This is a genomic window from Paraburkholderia sp. RAU2J, from assembly GCF_003634845.1.
Taxonomy (GTDB): domain Bacteria; phylum Pseudomonadota; class Gammaproteobacteria; order Burkholderiales; family Burkholderiaceae; genus Paraburkholderia; species Paraburkholderia fynbosensis.
The window spans coordinates 1,538,375-1,557,030 of the sequence record NZ_RBXG01000002.1 but is presented as its reverse complement, the minus strand read 5'-3'; the positions used below and the strand labels follow the sequence as shown (position 1 = coordinate 1,557,030).

17 protein-coding genes and 1 pseudogene are annotated in these 18,656 nt (G+C 62.3%); 11 read left to right on the top strand and 7 right to left on the bottom strand.

The genetic code is table 11. From position 1 onward, the window contains the following. Nucleotides 1-17: 17 nt before the first annotated feature. Both B0G69_RS24510 and B0G69_RS24505 read right to left on the bottom strand, forming a co-directional pair. Nucleotides 18-1,886, bottom strand: coding sequence for an amidohydrolase (locus tag B0G69_RS24510; protein WP_121321829.1), 1,869 nt, complete (start codon nucleotides 1,884-1,886; stop codon nucleotides 18-20). 174 nt (nucleotides 1,887-2,060) lie between these two features. Continuing rightward, nucleotides 2,061-2,753: a hydrolase gene (locus B0G69_RS24505; protein ID WP_121321827.1), complete on the bottom strand. Its 693-nt coding sequence runs from the start codon at nucleotides 2,751-2,753 to the stop codon at nucleotides 2,061-2,063. A 299-nt stretch (nucleotides 2,754-3,052) separates the two neighbouring features. On the opposite strand from B0G69_RS24505, the gene B0G69_RS24500 reads away from it, so the two are divergent. Continuing rightward, nucleotides 3,053-3,571 carry a DNA starvation/stationary phase protection protein gene (locus tag B0G69_RS24500; protein ID WP_121321825.1) on the top strand — a complete coding sequence of 173 codons (519 nt, stop codon included), beginning with the start codon at nucleotides 3,053-3,055 and terminating at the stop codon, nucleotides 3,569-3,571. 53 nt (nucleotides 3,572-3,624) lie between these two features. Here the strand turns inward: B0G69_RS24500 and B0G69_RS24495 are convergent, their stop codons facing one another. Next, nucleotides 3,625-4,545, bottom strand: a complete 921-nt coding sequence (locus B0G69_RS24495; protein WP_199731328.1) for a LysR family transcriptional regulator — start codon at nucleotides 4,543-4,545, stop codon at nucleotides 3,625-3,627. Between the two features lie 130 nt (nucleotides 4,546-4,675). On the opposite strand from B0G69_RS24495, the gene B0G69_RS24490 reads away from it, so the two are divergent. From B0G69_RS24490 to B0G69_RS24455, 8 genes are all read left to right on the top strand, one after another. Beyond that, nucleotides 4,676-5,329, top strand: coding sequence for a DsbA family oxidoreductase (locus B0G69_RS24490; RefSeq protein ID WP_121321821.1), 654 nt, complete (start codon nucleotides 4,676-4,678; stop codon nucleotides 5,327-5,329). After that, nucleotides 5,326-6,474: an FAD binding domain-containing protein gene (locus B0G69_RS24485; protein WP_121321819.1), complete on the top strand. Its 1,149-nt coding sequence runs from the start codon at nucleotides 5,326-5,328 to the stop codon at nucleotides 6,472-6,474. Before B0G69_RS24490 ends, B0G69_RS24485 begins: the two co-directional genes overlap by 4 nt. Nucleotides 6,475-6,512: 38 nt before the next feature. Further along, on the top strand, nucleotides 6,513-7,727 hold the full coding sequence (locus B0G69_RS24480; protein WP_121321817.1) for an MFS transporter: 1,215 nt from the start codon (nucleotides 6,513-6,515) through the stop codon (nucleotides 7,725-7,727). Between the two features lie 145 nt (nucleotides 7,728-7,872). Further along, nucleotides 7,873-9,003 carry an alkene reductase gene (locus B0G69_RS24475; protein WP_121321815.1) on the top strand — a complete coding sequence of 377 codons (1,131 nt, stop codon included), beginning with the start codon at nucleotides 7,873-7,875 and terminating at the stop codon, nucleotides 9,001-9,003. A 93-nt stretch (nucleotides 9,004-9,096) separates the two neighbouring features. Continuing rightward, nucleotides 9,097-10,386: a c-type cytochrome gene (locus B0G69_RS24470; protein ID WP_121321812.1), complete on the top strand. Its 1,290-nt coding sequence runs from the start codon at nucleotides 9,097-9,099 to the stop codon at nucleotides 10,384-10,386. Further along, nucleotides 10,383-10,895 carry a (2Fe-2S)-binding protein gene (locus B0G69_RS24465; RefSeq protein WP_121321810.1) on the top strand — a complete coding sequence of 171 codons (513 nt, stop codon included), beginning with the start codon at nucleotides 10,383-10,385 and terminating at the stop codon, nucleotides 10,893-10,895. The genes B0G69_RS24470 and B0G69_RS24465 overlap by 4 nt, the downstream gene beginning before the upstream one ends. Continuing rightward, on the top strand, nucleotides 10,892-13,156 hold the full coding sequence (locus tag B0G69_RS24460) for a molybdopterin cofactor-binding domain-containing protein (protein ID WP_121321808.1): 2,265 nt from the start codon (nucleotides 10,892-10,894) through the stop codon (nucleotides 13,154-13,156). The genes B0G69_RS24465 and B0G69_RS24460 overlap by 4 nt, the downstream gene beginning before the upstream one ends. Before the next feature lie 81 nt (nucleotides 13,157-13,237). Continuing rightward, nucleotides 13,238-14,032, top strand: coding sequence for an SDR family oxidoreductase (locus B0G69_RS24455; protein WP_121321806.1), 795 nt, complete (start codon nucleotides 13,238-13,240; stop codon nucleotides 14,030-14,032). A gap of 117 nt (nucleotides 14,033-14,149) precedes the next feature. Here the strand turns inward: B0G69_RS24455 and B0G69_RS24450 are convergent. Then, nucleotides 14,150-14,248, bottom strand: a pseudogene (locus B0G69_RS24450) (helix-turn-helix domain-containing protein); the annotation flags it as partial. Between the two features lie 181 nt (nucleotides 14,249-14,429). Further along, a complete protein-coding gene (gene ribA / locus B0G69_RS24445) occupies nucleotides 14,430-15,080 on the bottom strand; it encodes a GTP cyclohydrolase II (protein ID WP_121321804.1) in 651 nt (216 codons plus the stop codon). A gap of 278 nt (nucleotides 15,081-15,358) precedes the next feature. On the opposite strand from ribA, the gene B0G69_RS24440 reads away from it, so the two are divergent. Beyond that, on the top strand, nucleotides 15,359-15,802 hold the full coding sequence (locus B0G69_RS24440; RefSeq protein ID WP_121321802.1) for a CBS domain-containing protein: 444 nt from the start codon (nucleotides 15,359-15,361) through the stop codon (nucleotides 15,800-15,802). 382 nt (nucleotides 15,803-16,184) lie between these two features. Here B0G69_RS24440 and B0G69_RS24435 read toward each other — a convergent pair whose 3' ends face one another. After that, nucleotides 16,185-16,526, bottom strand: coding sequence for a DUF4148 domain-containing protein (locus tag B0G69_RS24435; RefSeq protein WP_121321800.1), 342 nt, complete (start codon nucleotides 16,524-16,526; stop codon nucleotides 16,185-16,187). 292 nt (nucleotides 16,527-16,818) lie between these two features. Further along, on the bottom strand, nucleotides 16,819-17,448 hold the full coding sequence (locus B0G69_RS24430; protein ID WP_121321798.1) for a DNA-3-methyladenine glycosylase: 630 nt from the start codon (nucleotides 17,446-17,448) through the stop codon (nucleotides 16,819-16,821). A gap of 445 nt (nucleotides 17,449-17,893) precedes the next feature. Between B0G69_RS24430 and B0G69_RS24425 the strand changes: the two genes are divergently transcribed. Beyond that, complete coding sequence (locus tag B0G69_RS24425) at nucleotides 17,894-18,244, top strand: BON domain-containing protein (RefSeq protein WP_121321796.1); 351 nt, start codon at nucleotides 17,894-17,896, stop codon at nucleotides 18,242-18,244. The last annotated feature ends 412 nt before the right edge of the window (nucleotides 18,245-18,656 follow it).

Here is an 18,656-nt window from a genome sequence, read left to right as displayed (position 1 = left end):
ACATGAACGCGCGGAGGTTAGAACGCGAAACAGCTACATCCCAGCGCACCCCAGAAGCCGTTCGAATCGCTGACCGGCACGTTTTTGCGCCATGCCCAGCCGTGCGCATGCGCATGTACGCCGCACAGATTCACGCAGCCGTCCACGCAGGCCACCGCGGTAGGCTTGTAACGGCTGTAGCCGCCGAACTCCGCAACCGGCGACCACGACGGGCTAACCGGCAGATCAGGCGGAGCGAGCGGCGCGAATTCATCTGCCGCATACACGACCTTGCCGCCCACCACCGTCATCACGGATTCGAGGAACTTGATGTGGCTCTCGTCGACCGTGAAGTAGTCGTCGCTCAGCACCGCGAAGTCCGCGAACTGACCCGGCACCAGCGCGCCCTTGCGTTCTTCCTCGTTCGAGAACCATGCGCTACCCACCGTATAGCGGCGCAATGCCTCCATGCGCTCAAGCTTGTTCTCGCTCGAATACATCGACGTGCCGCCCACCGTCTTGCCTGACACCATCCAGTAGAGCGACACGAACGGATTGAAACTCGCGACGCGCGTCGCGTCGGTGCCCGCGCCGACCGGTAGGCCCGCGTCGAGCATGTGACGGATCGGCGGCGTGCGCTTGACAGCTTCTTCACCGTATTGCTGAATGAAGTACTCGCCCTGATAAGCCATGCGGTGCTGAATCGCGATGCCGCCGCCGAGCGCGCGCACGCGGTCGATATTCTTCTGCGTGATGGTCTCGCAGTGGTCGAAGAACCAGCGCAGCCCGTTGAACGGAATGTCGGCATTCACGCGCTCGAATACATTCAGGAAGCGCTCGATCGATTCGTTGTAGGTCGCATGCAGACGGAACGGCCAGCGGTTCGCCACCAGCAACCTAACGACGGCTTCGAGTTCGGCTTCGAGCGTGTCCGGCAAATCGGGCCGCGGCTCCAGGAAATCCTCGAAGTCGGCGGCGGAGAACACCAGCATTTCTCCCGCGCCGTTGACGCGCAGGAAATCGTCACCCTCGCCGGGCTTCGTCATCTTCACCCACTTCGCGAAGTCTTCGATTTCCTTCTTCGCGTTTTGTGTGAACAGGTTGTAGGCGATACGCACCGTCAGTTCATTGTGCTTCGCCAGGTCCATGATGATGGCGTAGTCGTCCGGATAAGCCTGGTAGCCGCCGCCCGCGTCGATTGCGCTCGTCACGCCGAGCCGGTTCAGTTCGCGCATAAAGTGGCGCGTGGAATTGCGCTGATCGTCCGGCGCGAGCTTCGGACCTTTGGCGAGCGTCGCGTACAGGAGCCCTGCATTCGGCCTGGCGATGAGCATGCCCGTCGGATTGCCGCGTTTGTCGCGCTGGATCTCGCCGCCGGGAGGATTGGGCGTGTCTTTTGTGTAGCCGACCGCGCGTAGCGCCGCCGCATTCAACAAGGCGCTGTCGTACAGATGCAGGATGAACACCGGCGTGTCCGGCGCGATCGCGTTGATTTCTTCGAGCGTCGGGGCACGACGCTCGGCAAACTGGAATTCGTTCCAGCCGCCCACCACGCGTACCCATTGCGGCGCGGGCGTGCGGGCCACCTGCTTGCGCAGCATCTCGAGCGCATCCGCCAGCGACGGTACGCCGTCCCAGCGCAACTCCATGTTGAAGTTCAGGCCGCCGCGAATGATGTGCAGATGCGAGTCGTTCAGACCGGGAATGACCGTGCGGCCTTTGAGGTCGACCTGCCGGGTGGCGTCGTTCATGTGACGCATCACGGCATCGCGCGAACCCGCGGCGATGATGCGGCCGTTCGCCACGGCGACCGAGTCGGCGAAAGAACGCTTATCGTCCTGCGTGGCAATCTTGCCGTTGAAAAAGACAACTTCGGCCGGTGTCGGCGGGGAAGTGTTGGAAGTCATGGCGATCCTCATTAGGAGCGCTCCGGTTGGCACGCGCGGAGCTAGTCATGGACAGCGGCCGCTCGTCGCGCTTCGCATCCATGAGGTATTCAGAAGCAGAGTGCAGCCCACATGCGGAATTCGGGACCCAGATCTTCCGCCCTCGAATTCCGCGCGATGTGTTTGATGCGCTGGTTACTTCACCTTAGCCGGCACCGCCGCCAGGATTTCGTGCTGCTGAGCCGTACGCTGAGCCGCCTTGTGCACCATCGTGTACGCGTAGTCCACGCCCATTCCGTACGCGCCGGAGTGTTCCTTGGCGATCTTCATGACCGCGTCGTAGGTCTCCTTGTGCGCCCAGTCGCGTTGCCATTCGAGCAGCACCTGTTGCCACGTGACCGGCACCACGCCGGCTTGAATCATCCGTTGCATCGCGAAGTCGTGAGCTTCCTTCGAGGTGCCGCCCGACGCGTCGGCGACCATGTAGATTTCGTAGTCGCCTTCGTCCATCGCGCACAGCGAGAACGTGTTGTTGCAGACTTCAGTCCAGAGACCCGCCACGACGACCTTCTTGCGGCCGGCGGCAGCGAGCGAGTCACGGACCTTCTGGTCGTCCCACGAATTCATCGACGTGCGTTCGAGTACTTTGTGATCCGGGAACACGTCCAACAGTTCGGGGTACGTATAGCCCGAGAAGCTTTCCGTTTCCACCGACGTGATCGTGGTCGGAATGTTGAACACCTTCGCCGCCTTCGCGAGACCGACCACATTGTTTTTCAGCGCCTGGCGGTCCATCGACTGGACACCGAAAGCCATTTGCGGCTGCTGGTCGATAAAAATGATCTGCGAGTTTGCAGGTGTCAGGACTTCGAGTTTCGGATTTGCCATGGCTTTGTGCATCCTAAAGGTCTGGTTAACATGGGAGAACATGCCGCACTCGCTTGAAGTGCGAGAAAAACTGAGGCCCAGTCTATCGACGGGTTTTCCCAGAGTCCTTGTCGAAATCCTTAATCGTTCTTAAAAAATAACAATCAGGAAATTCGCGGCACAGCGCATGGCGAATGGCGAATGGCCATTCAGAACATTTCATATTTTCTGCAGGACTTTATGTGTGCGACGTTTCTACACTTCAGGTGCCGGATTCGGAAACACCCGTTTCACCGGCTGACACCTCAAAAGGAAAAGCCATGAAAGACGAACTGAAAGCAGCAGCACATCGCGCGGCGCCGCTAAAAACACCGAGTCGCCTGACCGAAGACGCGACACGTGACATCGCCGCCGCGTTGACCACACTGCTTGCCGACGTGTTCGCGATCTATCTGAAGACGAAAAATTTCCATTGGCACATGTCGGGCCCGTACTTCCGCGACTATCACCTGCTGCTCGACGACCAGTCCGGGCAGATCTTCGCGACCACCGATCCGATCGCGGAACGCGCGCGCAAGCTCGGCGGCCGGACGCTGCACTCGACCGGCCAGATCACGAAGCTGCAGCGCATTCTCGACAACGATGCGGAGTTCGTGACGCCAGCCGACATGCTCGCCGAGTTGCGTGAGGACAATCTGGCGCTATCCGGCTACATGCGCGAGACACATTCCCTATGCGACGAATACGGCGATGTCGCCACGGCGAGCCTGCTCGAAAACTGGATCGACGAAGCGGAGCAACGCGTGTGGTTCCTGTTCGAATCCGGGCGGAATGCGTAAATCGTGTGAATAGGCGGACGCTAGTGAGGCGTGGGACGTGGACGCGTCGCCGTTCAACCTTCGAGCGCGGCGTGAAGCCGCGCTTCGAGAAACTGAATGAGCGCGTGCACTTTTCTGGAGTGACGGCGATTGGGCAGATACGCTGCATAGACGACTGCATCGCGTTGATGAGGACTCGCTTCGAAGTTCTCGAACAGGCGCATCAGGCGGCCCGCGCGAATCTCGGCGCCGACGTGCCATTCGGGCAACAACGCAATGCCGCGTCCCGCCATCACGGCCTCGAGCAGGACATCGAGACTGTTCGACAACAGATGACCGCGCACCTCGACGCGCTGCTCCACACCTTCGCGCCGGAAAGTCCAGACCTGGCGGGTGCGATAGCCGCCGCCGTAAGCGAAGCGAAGACACTCGTGCGCATCGAGTGCCTGTGGTGTCCGAGGCGTGCCGCTTCGTTCGAGGTAGTCGTGGCTGGCGACGACGTAGCGCGGATTGTCGGCGAGCTTTCTGACGATCAGATTGGCGTCCCGATCCTGCAGGCCGATCCGGATCGCGACGTCGATCCGCTCGAGCGCAAGATCGACGAAGTGATCCGCGACGACAACGTCGAGAAATACACGCGGATTGTCGGAGAGGAAAGCCGCGAGGTGCGGCGCGAGCCGCAAGCGGCTGTAGGTTGACGGCACCGAGATTCTGAGCGAGCCGACTGGCGACGCGCCGCTGTCGAAAACGCTCTCGTCCGCCTCGGCCAGATCGTCGAGCACCTTGCCGACCTGTTCGACGTACGCAATGCCGGCGTCCGTGAGACTGACCTTTCTGGGCGTACGGGTCAGCAGCGCGGTCCCCAAAGAGGCCTCGAGCGCGTCCATCAGCCGCGTGACCGAGGAGGTGGCCACGCCGAGACGTTGTGCGGCCTTTGAAAAGCCGCCAGCGTCAGCCACTTCCAGCAACGTTTTTATGGCAAGGAACTTGTCCATGTTCGGTCTCCGCGACATTGAAGCTGCAAAAATGGTTGCGGTATACGCAACGCGGGGTTGCATTTTACCCCAATTCACTGAGTTTCACGCAACGTATAAGCTGCATCCGTTGCCTAGCGAGGATGCAAACATGAAAGCCATTCAGGTCGAGGTCTATTACGACTTTATTTGTCCGTGGTGCTGGATCGGCCAACGGAATCTTGCCGCGGCGCTCGCGGAATCCGGCGTCGGCGCGGCTGTTTCGATTCGCTATGTGCCGTTCGAATTGAATCCTTCCATGCCGGTCGAAGGCATGGACCGGCGCGCCTATCGAACCCGCAAGTTCGGCAGTTGGGCGCGCTCGCAAGTCATGGACGTGCAGGTGACGGCCGCTGGCCTGACGGCAGGCGCGTCGTTCGACTATGACAAGGTGCAGCGCACGCCGAATACGCGTCTCGCGCATCGTCTGATGCAGTTTGCTCAGGACCGCAATGAACCGCGCACGACTGCCGCGCTTTATCAAGCCATTTACGCTGCCTATTTTTCCGAAGGCCGCGACATCGGTTCGCTCGACACGCTCGTCGCGATCGCAGCCGAACAGACGCTCGATGGGCACGAGGTTCGCGCGTATCTGCTCTCCGCTGCTGGCAATCCGGAGATCGACGCAGCGCGCGAGCACGCGCACCAGTTCGGCATTCAGGCCGTGCCGACCATGGTGATCGACGGCAAGGCGATCAGCGGCGCGCAGCCGCCCGTCGTTTTTGCGAATGCGCTGCGCGCGGCGGACCAAAGGAGTGCGGCATGAGAGCGCTCGAAAAACCGCGTGCCGTCGTGATCGGCGGCTCGCTCGGCGGACTGTTCTCGGCCACCGCCTTGCGCGCAGCCGGCTGGCAGGTCGACGTGTTCGAGACCTCACAGAATCAGCTCGAAAGCCGCGGTGGCGGCATCGTTCTTCAGCCTGATGTGCTGGACGCACTCCGGTTCGCCGGCGTCGTGCTGACCGATCCGCCCGGCGTGATGTCAGGTGAGCGCATTTACCTGGACCGCGACGACAATCGCGTCGAACAACTGTATATGCCGCAGATGCAGACCTCGTGGAGCCTGCTGTACCGCGCCATGAAAAATGCGCTGCCCGCGGATTGCCTGCACGCGGGCGAGACCTTTGTCGATTTCCGCATGGAAGGCGAGCAGATCGTCGCGCTGTTCGAGAGCGGCCGCAGCGAGCAGGCAGATTTGCTGATCGGTGCCGACGGCATACGTTCGACGCTCAGACGGCGGCTGCTGCCCGAGGTCGTGCCCGCCTACGCGGGCTATGTCGCGTGGCGCGGACTCGTCGAGGAACCGGATTTGCCGTTGCGTGCAGCGAACATGCTGCGTGACCGCTTTACTTTTCAGCAAGGCGATGGGCACTCGGCGCTCGCCTATCTGATTCCGGGCGAACACGACTCGACCGTGCCCGGCGAACGCCGCTGGAACTGGGTGTGGTATCGCAAATACAGCCGCGAACGGCTCGACGAATTGCTGGTGGACCGCCACGGCGCGGCGCGCGCGTTTTCGTTGCCACCAGGCGCGACCAAGCGCGCCGACATCGACCAGTTGCGCGATGACGCGCAGGCGCTGCTCGCGCCGACGTTTCGCGCGCTCGTCGATAGCACCGACGATCCGTTCATGCAGCCGATCGTCGACCTGCGCTCGCCGAAGATGGTGTTCGGTCGCGCGGTGCTGCTCGGCGACGCCGCATCGGTTCCGCGTCCGCATACGGCGGGCAGCACTGCGAAGGCCGCGGCCAATGCCCATGCTTTGGCGCTGGCGTTGTCATCGACATGGCAGAACGGCGCAACGATCGATTCAACCCTCAAGCGCTGGGAGAACCAGCAATTGCAACGCGGCCGGCTGATGACCGATCTGGGCATTTCGCTCGGCGGCCGGCTGATGAACATCGCCCGCTGAGCCCACATTTTTCGGTTTTTTCTTTTTAGGGAGTTGCAATGTCAACCCAGCCATCCATCACGGCGGTCGGCGCCGGCCAGGTCAAGCTGACACGCGGGCTGATCGCGCTGTTCGCATTCTGCTGCGGCGCGATCGTCGCCAACCTGTACTACGCGCAGCCGATCACCGAATTGATCGCGCCGGACATTCATATGTCCGGCGGTACAGCCAGTCTGATCGTTTCGCTGACGCAAATCGGCTATGCGTTCGGCCTGTTCTTCCTCGTGCCATTGGGCGACCTGCTGGAAAACCGCAAGCTGATGATCATTACCGCGCTGGTCTCGATTGCGAGTCTCGGCGCGGCAACGGTCGCGCATCAGCCGGGCTGGTTCCTCGCGATTTCCTTGCTGATCGGTTTCAGTTCGGTCGCCGTGCAGATTCTGATCCCGCTCGCCGCGCATCTCGCACCCGACGAGTCGCGCGGCAAGGTGGTCGGCACCATCATGAGCGGCCTGCTGCTCGGCATTCTGCTGTCGCGCCCGATCTCCAGCGTGGTGGCCGGCCACTTCGGCTGGCGCGTGGTGTTCGGTGCCGCGGCTGTGCTGATGGCTATCGTGACCAGCGTGCTCGCGCTGACCATTCCGCGCCGCCAGCCGAGTCACCAGGCCACTTACTTCGAACTGATCGGCTCGCTCGGCCATCTGGTCCGCACGATGCCGGTGCTACGCCACCGCTCGCTGTATCAGGCGCTGATGTTCGCTTCGTTCAGCCTGTTCTGGACCGCGATCCCCATCGAGCTGACCCGGCAGTTCGGGCTCTCGCAAACCGCCATCGGCATCTTCGCGCTGGTCGGGGCAATCGGCGCAACCTCCGCGCCGGTGGCGGGACGTCTGGCCGACGCAGGACATACGGTGCGCGCGACGCTGATTGCACTGGTGGTGGGCGCGCTCGCTTACACGCCCGCGTTGATCCATCCGGCCTGGGGCGTGATCGGGCTCGTCGCGACCGGCATCGTTCTCGATTTCGCCGTGCAGATGAATATGGTGCTGGGTCAGCGTGAAATCTACGCGCTGCATGCGGCAAGCAGAAACCGCCTGAACGCGTTGTATATGACCAGCATCTTCGTCGGCGGTGCGTTCGGCTCGGCGCTCGCCAGCCCGCTCTACGAACACGGTGGCTGGACGTTGGTCGCGAGCGTCGCGACGGCCTTTCCGCTCATTGCACTGATCCACTATCTCGCGATCGGCCGTCCGCACGCCGCACGCATGACATGAGGGCATCTGAGGCAAACCAGGCGGCATGCCGCCCGGATTAACAAGATTTCAGCCTGGTTTCAGGATTTCCCGTGACGGGAGCGATACGCTAGCCGGCATCGTCACGCACCTGAACGACGTTCAATCGTTTTGAAAAGGAATCACCATGTCGTCTCTTTCCCCTTTGCTCAACGGCTACGACCTGCCTGGATTGCGCTTGCCGAACCGCGTCGTGATGGCGCCCATGACACGTTCGCGCGCACCGTTGCGCGGCCGTCCGACGGAAATGATGGCGCAATACTATGCGCAGCGCGCGTCGGCGGGGCTGATCATTACCGAGGCGACTAATGTGAGTCCGGCCTCGGCGGCATTCGAGCTTACGCCGGGCATTATCACGGCCGAGCAGATCGAGGGCTGGCGCCACGTCACGAGCCAGGTGCATGCAGCCGGCGGCCGCATGTTCATGCAGTTGTGGCATGGCGGGCGCGTCGGTTCGTTCGCACTGCTCGATGGCGAGGCGCCGCTCTCGCCCTCCGGCGTGAATGACGATCTCGAACAGTTGCAGGTGTGGGCGCAATTGCAGAACGGCCAGTACACCAGGATCCACGCCACGCCGTCGCGCGCCATGTCGCTCGACGAGGTGAAGCTCGCAATCGGCGCGTTCAGACAAGGCGCGGCCAACGCGATGGCCGCCGGCTTCGACGGCGTCGAAGTCCACGCGGCGAACGGCTACTTGCCGCATCAATTCCTGTCACCGACCACCAATACCCGCGACGACCGCTACGGTGGCTCGCTTGCAAACCGCGCCAACTTCCTGCGCGACATTCTCACGGAGATCGGCTCGGTGGTTTCGCTGGACCGGGTCGGCGTACGCGTCTCGCCGTATGCGCAGTACAACAATGTGCGCGATGCGGATGCCGACAACACTTACGACTACGTCGGCAAGATGCTCGACGAGTTCGGCGTCGCCTACGTTCACGCGGCAGACACGAACGCCTGGAGCGGCGCACCGGATCTGCCGCGCATCATCGAGCGTATGCGCAAGGCGTTCTCCGGCACGCTGATGGTCAACGGCGGCATTGCCATCGACCAGGCCGACCAACTGATCCGCGACGGCCAGGCGGATCTGGTCGCGTTCGCGCGCGCCTATATCGCCAACCCCGACCTCGTCGAGCGCATTGCGACTCGCGCGGCGCTCGCCACGCCCAAGCCGGCCGGCTGGTACGGCGGCGACGACGCCGGCTATATCGACTACCCGTTCGACGGCCGCTCCGGCCAGAACGCACAAGCCGTATAAGCAGGCGCCGTGCAGGCATGACGCATCTCCCGGCCGCGCGCACAGCCTGTGCGTGCGGATTCTTCGATTCATGATTTCAGTGACAGGTACGTGATGACGCACAAGTCTAGACTGTTGGCGGCGGGCAGCGTGATCGTCGCGGCCGTGCTGACCGGCGCTCTGCTGTTGATGTGGAAGCCCGCCATCGCCCCGGTCAGTCCTCCGGCGCCCGCGTCGTTCGACACGCAGACCAAGCTCGCAGGCGCGCGCGTCGTGGCGCTCGGCGACTGCATTGTCTGTCACACCGCGAAGGGCGGCAAACCGTTCGCCGGCGGCCTGCCGCTTGCCACGCCGTTCGGCACCATTTACGCGACCAACATCACGCCCGATGTCGAAACGGGCATCGGCAGCTGGTCGCTCGAAGCATTCACGCGAGCCGTGCGTTACGGCGTGGCCCGCGACGGGCACCTGTTGTACCCCGCGTTTCCGTACGTTCACTTTACGCATATGTCCGATCGTGACATTGCCGCAGCCTACGCATACCTGATGACGCGCGAGCCGGTCAACGCGACCACGCCCGCGAACGAGCTGATCTTTCCGCTGAACTTCCGGCCTCTGCTGGCCTTCTGGAACGTGTTGTTCCTGCATCCCGGCGAGCAGGTGGCAGGCGCGTCGAAAGACGCCGAGTGGAACCGCGGCAAGCTGCTGGTGGATGGCCTCGGGCACTGCGCGTCGTGTCATTCGCCGCTCAATATGATCGGCGGCGAACAGTCGGCCCACGCATTCGACGGCGGTATCGTCGACGGCTGGGAAGCGCCCGCGCTCAATGCGCTCGGCGCGGCGCCGAAGCCGTGGACCCAGGAACAGCTCGTGACCTATCTGCGCAGCGGCCGCGCCAGCGAACACGGCGCGGCGGCCGGCCCGATGCTGCCCGTCACGCGCGACCTCGCTACCGTGCCTGAAGAGGACGTGCAGGCCATCGCCACCTACCTCCTGTCGATTCAGAAGCCGCAGCCGGCCGTCGCCGGTGTGTCGACCAACGCGGCAGCGCAAGGCGAGAAGTCACCGGAGGCCCAGCGCGGCGCACTGCTGTTCGCGGCATCGTGCGCGCAGTGCCACGGTCCCGCCGCGCCGATGCAATCGATCGGCGAGCGCCCCACGCTGGCGTTCAGCACCGCCGTCAATGCAACGACACCCCGCAACGCCGCCCAGATGATTCTCAGCGGCAATGGCTGGCACGGTGAGGACCGCTTGAACTACATGCCGTCCTTCAGCGAAATCTACAGTGACCAGCAGATCGCCGACCTGGTGTCCTATATCCGCGCGGCCTATTCGCAGCGCGGCGAGTGGAAGGACGTCGAGGACATGGTCGTCAAGGTCAGAAAGGAGAACAACGCGCGATGATCAACCTTACCGTCAATGGCGTGCAGCACGCGCTGGATATCGACCCGTCGACGCCACTGCTTTACGCACTGCGCAATGACCTGCACCTGCACGGCGCGAAGTTCGGCTGCGGTCTTGGACAATGCGGCGCGTGCACGGTGATCGTGGGCGACAAGGCTGCATTTTCCTGCCTGATTCCCGTGTCGTCGATCGGCAGCCGCCCCGTGCGCACGATCGAAAGTCTCGGCACAGTCGAGCATCCCGGCCCGCTGCAGAAGTCCTTCATCGAACATCAGGCCGCGCAGTGCGGCTATTGCATCGCCGGCATGATCATGCGCGCCCAGGCCCTGCTCGAGCGCAACCCGCGCCCGACCGAGAATGAACTGCGCGAACACATGGAGCCGAATCTTTGCCGTTGCGGCACCCACATGCGCATCCTCGCCGCGATCCGCGAAGTGGCGCACCTGCCCGTACCAAACGCTACGCCCACCCCGCCTCAAGGCGCGGCGACCCACGGAGGCACGCAATGAGCGTCAAAGAAGACGATATCAACGAGGGACGCCGCCGCTTCATGATGTCCGGCGCGCTGGTGGTGAGCTTCAGCCTGCTCCCCGGCGTCAAGGCAAGCGCCGAGGTGGTGATCGCTGACGAAGGCGCTGCGGTACATGTGGCCAAGGCGACCGAGACGCTCGCGGGCAGCCTGAAGACCAATCCGTTTCTCGATGCATGGATCAAGATCGATCCAGCGGGCAAGGTGACCGTCTACACGGGCAAGGTGGAATTAGGCACCGGGGTGCGCACCGCGCTGCTGCAGATCGCAGCCGAGGAGCTGAACATGGCGCCCTCGCTGATCACGTTTTTGACCGCCGATACGGGCGCCTCGCCGGACGAGGGACTCACGGCGGGCAGCCATACCATCGCCGACAGCGGCAGCGCCTTGCTGAACGCCTCTGCCCAGGTGCGCGGCCTGCTCGTCGATGCGGCGGCCAAACACTTCGGTGTCGAGAGCAGCGTGCTGACCGTTCGGGACGCCCTCATCAAGGCACCCGACGGCCGCACGATGACTTACGGTCAGGCGGTCGGCGCGGTGGATCTCCATCGCATGGCGACGCCGGTGTCGCCGTTGAAAGACCCGGCCAGATTCGTGACGATCGGCACGTTATTGCCGCGCCTGGATATCCCAGGCAAGGTGACGGGCGGCCCGAGCTATGTGCAGGACATGTCGATGCCGGGCATGCTGCATGCGCGAGTGGTGCTCCCGCCAGTCTATGCTGCGAAGCTGCTGAAGACCAATACGCCCGACATTCTGAAGATGCCGGGCGTCGTCAAGGTGATCAGGGACGGCAGCATGCTGGCGGTGGTAGCCAAAGGCGAATGGCAAGCAGTGCAGGCGCAGCGCGCGCTGGCCGCGGGAAGTCAGTGGAGCGCCGGACGCACATTGCCCGACCCAGCTGCAGTACACCGCGATCTGAAGACGATTTCCACGCAACACATCGAGATCGCGAATACGCACAATGCGGACGGCACACCCGTCAAAACGCTGAGCGCGAAGTACACCAAGCATTACATGCTGCACGGTTCGATCGGCCCGTCCTGCTCAGTCGCGCAGTTCAAGGACGGCACCATGACGGTCTGGACGCACTCGCAAGGCGTCTATCCGCTGCGCGATGCGCTCGCCGAAATGCTGTCCCTGCCGAAAGAGAATGTGCGCTGCGTTCATGTCGAAGGATCGGGCTGCTATGGGCACAACGGCGCGGACGACGTAGCATCTCACGCCGCCTTGATCGCCCGCGAGATGGCGGGTCAACCGGTTCGTGTGCAATGGATGCGCGAACAGGAACATACCTGGGATCACTTCACACCGGCAATGGTCACCGAAGTGAGCGCGTCGCTCGACGCGAGCGGCAGCATCGTCAACTGGGACTACGCGCTGTGGAGCAGCTCGCACAACGAGCGGATCGTCAACGCGGGCCGGCTCCTTCCCGCGCAAATGCTGGAGAAACCGTTCGTGCCGGCGCCGTCGGTGCCGATGATGCAGCCCGAAGGCGGCGGCGACCGCAACGCGATTCCGCTGTACGCGTTCCCCAACATGCATGTGATGAACAACTTCTCGCCGACCATGCCGTTGCAAACGTCGGCGATGCGCTCGCTCGGTGCGCACATGAACGTCTTCACGATCGAGACGTTCATGGACGAGTTGGCCGCCGCTGCCGGTGCCGACCCCGTCGCGTTCCGGCTCAAGCATATGCAGGATCCGCGCGCCCGCGACGTGATCCGGCTCGCGGCCGAGAAATTCGGCTGGCCGCGCGCGCCGCGCAAGGCCAATCACGGCGTCGGCTTTGCGTTTGGCAAGTACAAGAACCTGATGTCGTATCTGGCGATGGCCGTGGAGATATCCGTGGTGCCCGAGACGGGCCAGGTGATTCTCGAACACGCCGAAGTCGCGGTCGACGCGGGGCAGATCGTCACCCCCGACGGCATCCGCAACCAGATCGAAGGCGGCGTGATTCAATCCGCAAGTTGGACACTCTATGAAGAATTGCAGTTCGACAGATCTCGAATCCGCAGCTTCGACTGGAGCAGCTATCCGATCCTGCGGTATTCTGCCGTACCGCGCAGTTTGAACGTGCATCTGATCAATCGGCCAGGTGCGCCCTTTCTCGGCGCTGGAGAAGCGTCGATGGGGCCGACCGCCGGCGCGCTCGGCAACGCGTTGTTCGACGCGACCGGAAAGCGCTTGCGCGACATGCCGCTGGGTGGCGATAGCCTGCGCCGGCTGATCGACGTATAGAGAATCCGCACGGCGCCGCCAGCAGTGGATGAGTCTGCCTTGCGGACATAAACCCATGACGTTTCTACAAGGAGCACGCCAGTGATCATCGATCTATCGGGCAAGACCGCCATTGTGAGCGCATCCACCGGGGGCATCGGCCTCGCGATCGCGACTGGGATCGCAACGGCCGGCGCGAACACCATTGTCAATGGACGCAAACAGGAAGCGGTGGACCGCGCCATCGACGCCATTCTCAAGACCGCTCCCATGGCGAAGCTACGCGGTTTTGCCGGCGACCTCAGCACACCCGAGGGCTGCGACGCGCTGACGAAAACCATACCGCAGGCGGACATCCTCGTGAACAACCTGGGCGTGTACGGCCCCGGCGACGTTTTCACGACCACCGACGTCGACTGGGAGCGCTATTTCCAGGTCAACGTGATGTCCGGCGTAAGGCTGACGCGCGGCTACCTCAAGGGGATGATCGAACGCAAATGGGGGCGCGTTGTGTTCATCTCGTCGGAGTCGGCACTGAACATTCCTCCGGATATGCTCGCGTACGGCTTCTCGAAGACCGCGCAATTGAGCATCGCGCGCGGCATCGCCAAGCAGGCTGCCGGCACGGGCGTGACGGTGAACGCCGTGCTGCCGGGACCCACCTTGTCGGACGGCTTTCGCGCGATGGTGGAAGAGACGGCGAAGGCACAAGGCAAAACGGTCGAACAGGTCGGCATCGATTTCGTGCGTGCGCACCGCCGCAGTTCGATCATCCAGCGGCCGGCAACCACGGAGGAAATCGCGAACATGGTCGTGTACGTGTGCTCGCCGCAGGCTTCGGCGACCACTGGCGCGGCACTGCGGGTGGACGGCGGCGTGGTGGATACGATTGCGTGACCGGTCGACGGGTACGCACGGCGTTAATGGAATGGACGCCCCCACCCAACGGCATGAATATGCCAACGTGGAGAGTGCTACGTCAACCACCTGAACTGAACGGGAGCGCCAACGCCCTTCGAGGCCGCCGAAATGCTGGCGCCAGTTGTAGATCGTCTGCTCGCTGATCCCATGCTTCTTTGCGACCTCCGCGACCGGTGCCTTGTCTGCCTGGCGATCCTGCGTATAAAACCCTTTATCGCTACTTTACTCAGCGTATGTTGCTGAGTAATTGATTCATGCAATCGTGCGCGTAAGTGCCTCCATGCCTGGAAGCGTGGCGATCAGATCACTCTCTCGGGTCGGTCGCATCGCGACGATGCGAGAAACACCGGCGTTCACCCGAATGCCAACCGAACTATTCGTTCTCGTCGAAGTAATGCCCGAACTTGAGCTGCTTCGTACGGATATAACGCTCGTTTTCCTCGCGCATCGGAATCGCCAGCGCGACCCGCTCGGACACCGGAATGCCGTGCTTCGACAGCGTGTCGAACTTCTCCGGATTGTTGCTCATCAAGCGCACCGACGTGACTTTCAACGTGCGCAGAATGCCCGCGGCTGAATCGTATTCCCGCGAATCGTCCGGCAAGCCGAGGTCGAGATTGGCCTCGACGGTGTCGCGCCCCTGCTCCTGCAGCGCATACGCGCGAATCTTGTTCGACAGGCCGATACCGCGCCCTTCATGGCCGCGCAGATACAGCAGCACGCCGCAGCCTTCGGCCGCGATGTAGCGCAGCGCGAGGTCGAGCTGCTCGCCGCAATCACAACGATACGAGCCGAGCACGTCGCCCGTGAGGCACTCGGAATGCAGGCGCGTCAACACGGACGACTGATTGGCGACCTCGCCCATCACGAGCGCGAGATGTTCGGCACCGCTTTCGCACACGCGAAACACGTACGAGGTGAACGTGCCGTAGCGCGTGGGAAGCGTGGCAGTGGCGTCGAGAACGACGCATTCGCCGTTGATGGCGCCGTCTGCTGCGGGCGATGGATCGTGAGACGTGAGCATGGCGTTGGACAGTATTGCTGACATGAACCCGATCAAACCGGGGATAAGGGTTGGACTGGGAGTTTACCGCTAATCCGCACGGCGCACCCGGATGTCCGCGCACGGTGCAAGGCGCGCGGCCAAACATGGGCGGCGCCGCCGCTACCCGAATTGAACGCGCAACGCGCCCCAGGTATTCCCGGAGTACCGCGCCGCCGCGTCGCGCCTATACTGAAATGGCCTGTCCCTCACGACAGCGCGCCGCACCGGCGTGCTGCACTGCGAAACGGAGCCGCTCCATGACAAGCGTTGCCCAGCTGCTTAAAACGAAACCGAACAACACCGGTGTCATCACGATCGGCGCCGACGATTCCGTCTACGAGGCGATCCGGTTGATGGCCGAAAAAGGCATCGGCGCACTGGTCGTGACGGACGGCGACAGCATCGCCGGGATCATCACGGAGCGTGACTACGCGCGCAAGGTGGTGCTGATGGATCGCTCGTCGAAGGCCACACCGGTGCGTGACATCATGAGCAAGGCGGTGCGTTTCGTGCGCCCCGACCAGACCACCGAAGACTGCATGGCCCTGATGACCGAGCGCCGCATGCGCCACCTGCCGGTGATCGAGAATGACCGGCTGGTCGGTATGGTGTCGATTGGCGACCTGGTGAAGAACATCATCGCCGAGCAGCAGTTCACCATTCAGCAGCTCGAGTTCTATATTCACGGCGAACGACCCTGATGCGCGCCGCATGCTCAATGCCGCGCGACTGGCCACACGACGCCGACTCCCCGTTGCGTAAAACGACGCAAAAAAAGCCCAATCGTTGAAACGGTTGGGCGAAGCTACCTTGCGGCAGCGGAGGTTCTTTGAACTGGGAAACGTGCCACGCGCGCGTCGGTGCCAATGGGTGCGCGCGGCGCTGCATGCGTGGATCGCGAGGCAACTGAATCACTTCGCGATGGCGTGCGGACCGTCAATCTCAACAGCGCACACGCCGCTGGGACGTCAAATGGCTTGGCCGTGGCAGCGAGGCAGCGAGGCAGCTGCGATCGCGCCTGCCCCGCTTCGTCCGGCTACCGGCCGGGCATGCCGGCCAGCTCTTGAACGCGGCTGCCTGGCCTTAGTTGCCGAAATACACCGACTTCGCACCGCTCGTCGGCTGGAGCGTGCCGCCCGCTTGCGACGAGCCGCTCATCGGCGCACCGTAACCACTCGTGTCGGCGACCGGCTGCGTCTGCGCGACGGCCGGGTTCTCAGCCTGTACACGGCGTTCGGCAGCCTGAATGTTGGCCGGGTAGTTCGTGTCGTTGGTCGTGGCGGGGTTGTAGCCTGCGCGCTCCAACTGGATCAATTCGTTGCGAACATCCGCGCGGGTCACGGGTTGTTGGCTCGACTGAGCGAACGAAACGACGGGGGCGGCAAGAACGGCTGCAATGGCGACTGCCTTGATGAGCGATTTCATGATGACTACCTCCAGACTTGTTTTATTTGCATCGCTTGCCACACCATGTGAGAAGCGAGTGAATTCAGTCTAGTCACCAGATCGCCAAGGGAAAACCCTTAATTTAGAGATACATAATTGCTAGATTCGCAAAAAAGCGTCGAAATGTACTGCGCGATGCGATTTAAATTTCCGCATTACGGCAATAATTGTCCGGGCCGTAATCGATGCGTCCGACGTTTCAAAATAACGTCTGATCTGAGCAGTTTTCGCCACAGTGCGTCGCGTCATCAGTCGAATTGACGCGCGTCTTTCATGCGTCGGAGTGTGGCATCAGAAGCAGCTTTCGCGGACCACTCACGAACGCACTGCCCGCTTCGAAAAATCGCAGCGGCCTATGCATCTCGCGTGACAAGCCAATGCGCGTCGTCACGCCGACGGGCGTCTCGCCTGTCTCGATCACGCCGATCCACAGACCGCTTCCGGTACACAGATCGCGGCCATCGAACGACTGGCCGATGCCGAGCGCCATCGTGAGCCGGCCCGGACCACGCGCGAGATCGCGCAGTGGCACGCCGGGACGCCGCGCTTCCATCAGTGGCAGGCCTTCGAGCGGCTCGATCGCACGAAACAGGATGCCGGCGCCGACCTCGGCCTCTTCCGCCGACATGTTGAGCATGTACGACAGACCGTAGGTCAGCCGCACGTAGGCGTGGCCGGGTGCGAGAAACATCGCGCCGTTATGCGGACGCCGGCCGATAAACGCATGACTGGTCGAATCGCCGACCGGATAGGCCTCCGTTTCGACGATTCGCCCGCTGAGACGCCCTTGCGGCAGATCATGGACGAGATATTTGCCGATCATGAAGCGCGCCAGTTCAATCGTATCGACCGGAAGATCGGCACGCTGTAATGGCCGGATAGGCAGCAGCTCATTTCGCATGCATTCGATTCCTCATTTTGAATCAGGCGGCATAACCAGCATTCAAGAGTTCGCAAGGCGCGATTACTGCATCTTTCCCATTGGTTGGGATAGAACCACTTCGAATAGAAAAGAATAACGAAATCGCGAGCCAAACAGCCTGCGTAATCAGCGATACAACGCCCTCAAACTGTTTCCATCAACCGAATCGTTGTAGCAAAGCCTCATTTCGGGATAGCCCGCGTTCAACATGGCACTAATTGCTGTATCGTTCTCTCCGGCCTGTTACACAGCCTTTGGTGGCGTGGACGCGCTTGTCTCGGTCCGCCAAAATCGGCATACAGATTGAAAGCTTCCGCAGGACCTGCAGTTCGGTTCCATTCAGATTTGATTCCGATTCACTCGTTGGTGTAGCAAATGGTCCCCGTCCGGGGACTGCGTACTTATGACAATAGGAGAAAGTCGAATGAAAGCATTTCCGGCAATCAAGGTGATCGGCGGCGCGCTGATCGTTCTGGCGTCCATCAATGCCTACGCGCAAACGGCCGATGCCGCGTCCCCCGCGTCTGCAGCGCCGACCGCCAAGCAGACGAAACAGGCTAATCGCGCGCTGCAACGCAAAGTCCGCAGCACGCTGGCCAAGACGAAAGGCCTGAGCGTCTCGAACATCACCGTGCGCGCGCGCGGCGGCGACGTGACGCTGGCCGGTTCGGTGCCGGAAGCAGCGCAACTCGACATCGCCACGAATGCCGCGAAGTCGGTGGCTGGCGTGACGTCGGTGAAGAACGCGCTGACGATCCGTGCTGAAGGACAATAAGCAGATCGATCTGCTGTAAAGCAACAAGCGGGCGCCGGTGTCACTTCGCATGATATTGGCCCCGCGCCCGGCTCGAACCCCTGTTCGTCCGTACCGCGCAGGTGCGGTTCGCCCGGCGCCCGTGTCTTGCGGCGCAGCCGCTGCGCACGCGACATCCCCAGCACGCGATCCTGCGTAACGAAATCCTGCTACAAGAGAGAAGTCGCCGTTTGCGCGCTGACAGCCGACCCTTGGGCAACGCGGCGAGCTTCCGTCATGGGTTGACACTGTTTGATACAAGTTCAAATGGTCGGATCGAATTATCCTTTATAATTTAATACGTTAGCGCGCATTATTGATCCATTGGTTTAGCCTTGCCCCAGCTTTGCCAGCTTCGATTCCGGGCGACGTGGATCGCCCGGCCACGAACACG

Bases quoted from the DNA above. Each gene is read 5' to 3' on its own strand.
- B0G69_RS24510 (WP_121321829.1), bottom strand. From the start codon at position 1,886: ATGACTTCCAACACTTCCCCGCCGACACCGGCCGAAGTTGTCTTTTTC.
- B0G69_RS24505 (WP_121321827.1), bottom strand. From the start codon at position 2,753: ATGGCAAATCCGAAACTCGAAGTCCTGACACCTGCAAACTCGCAGATC.
- B0G69_RS24500 (WP_121321825.1), top strand. From the start codon at position 3,053: ATGAAAGACGAACTGAAAGCAGCAGCACATCGCGCGGCGCCGCTAAAA.
- B0G69_RS24495 (WP_199731328.1), bottom strand. From the start codon at position 4,545: ATGGACAAGTTCCTTGCCATAAAAACGTTGCTGGAAGTGGCTGACGCT.
- B0G69_RS24490 (WP_121321821.1), top strand. From the start codon at position 4,676: ATGAAAGCCATTCAGGTCGAGGTCTATTACGACTTTATTTGTCCGTGG.
- B0G69_RS24485 (WP_121321819.1), top strand. From the start codon at position 5,326: ATGAGAGCGCTCGAAAAACCGCGTGCCGTCGTGATCGGCGGCTCGCTC.
- B0G69_RS24480 (WP_121321817.1), top strand. From the start codon at position 6,513: ATGTCAACCCAGCCATCCATCACGGCGGTCGGCGCCGGCCAGGTCAAG.
- B0G69_RS24475 (WP_121321815.1), top strand. From the start codon at position 7,873: ATGTCGTCTCTTTCCCCTTTGCTCAACGGCTACGACCTGCCTGGATTG.
- B0G69_RS24470 (WP_121321812.1), top strand. From the start codon at position 9,097: ATGACGCACAAGTCTAGACTGTTGGCGGCGGGCAGCGTGATCGTCGCG.
- B0G69_RS24465 (WP_121321810.1), top strand. From the start codon at position 10,383: ATGATCAACCTTACCGTCAATGGCGTGCAGCACGCGCTGGATATCGAC.
- B0G69_RS24460 (WP_121321808.1), top strand. From the start codon at position 10,892: ATGAGCGTCAAAGAAGACGATATCAACGAGGGACGCCGCCGCTTCATG.
- ribA (WP_121321804.1), bottom strand. From the start codon at position 15,080: ATGCTCACGTCTCACGATCCATCGCCCGCAGCAGACGGCGCCATCAAC.
- B0G69_RS24440 (WP_121321802.1), top strand. From the start codon at position 15,359: ATGACAAGCGTTGCCCAGCTGCTTAAAACGAAACCGAACAACACCGGT.
- B0G69_RS24435 (WP_121321800.1), bottom strand. From the start codon at position 16,526: ATGAAATCGCTCATCAAGGCAGTCGCCATTGCAGCCGTTCTTGCCGCC.
- B0G69_RS24430 (WP_121321798.1), bottom strand. From the start codon at position 17,448: ATGCGAAATGAGCTGCTGCCTATCCGGCCATTACAGCGTGCCGATCTT.
- B0G69_RS24425 (WP_121321796.1), top strand. From the start codon at position 17,894: ATGAAAGCATTTCCGGCAATCAAGGTGATCGGCGGCGCGCTGATCGTT.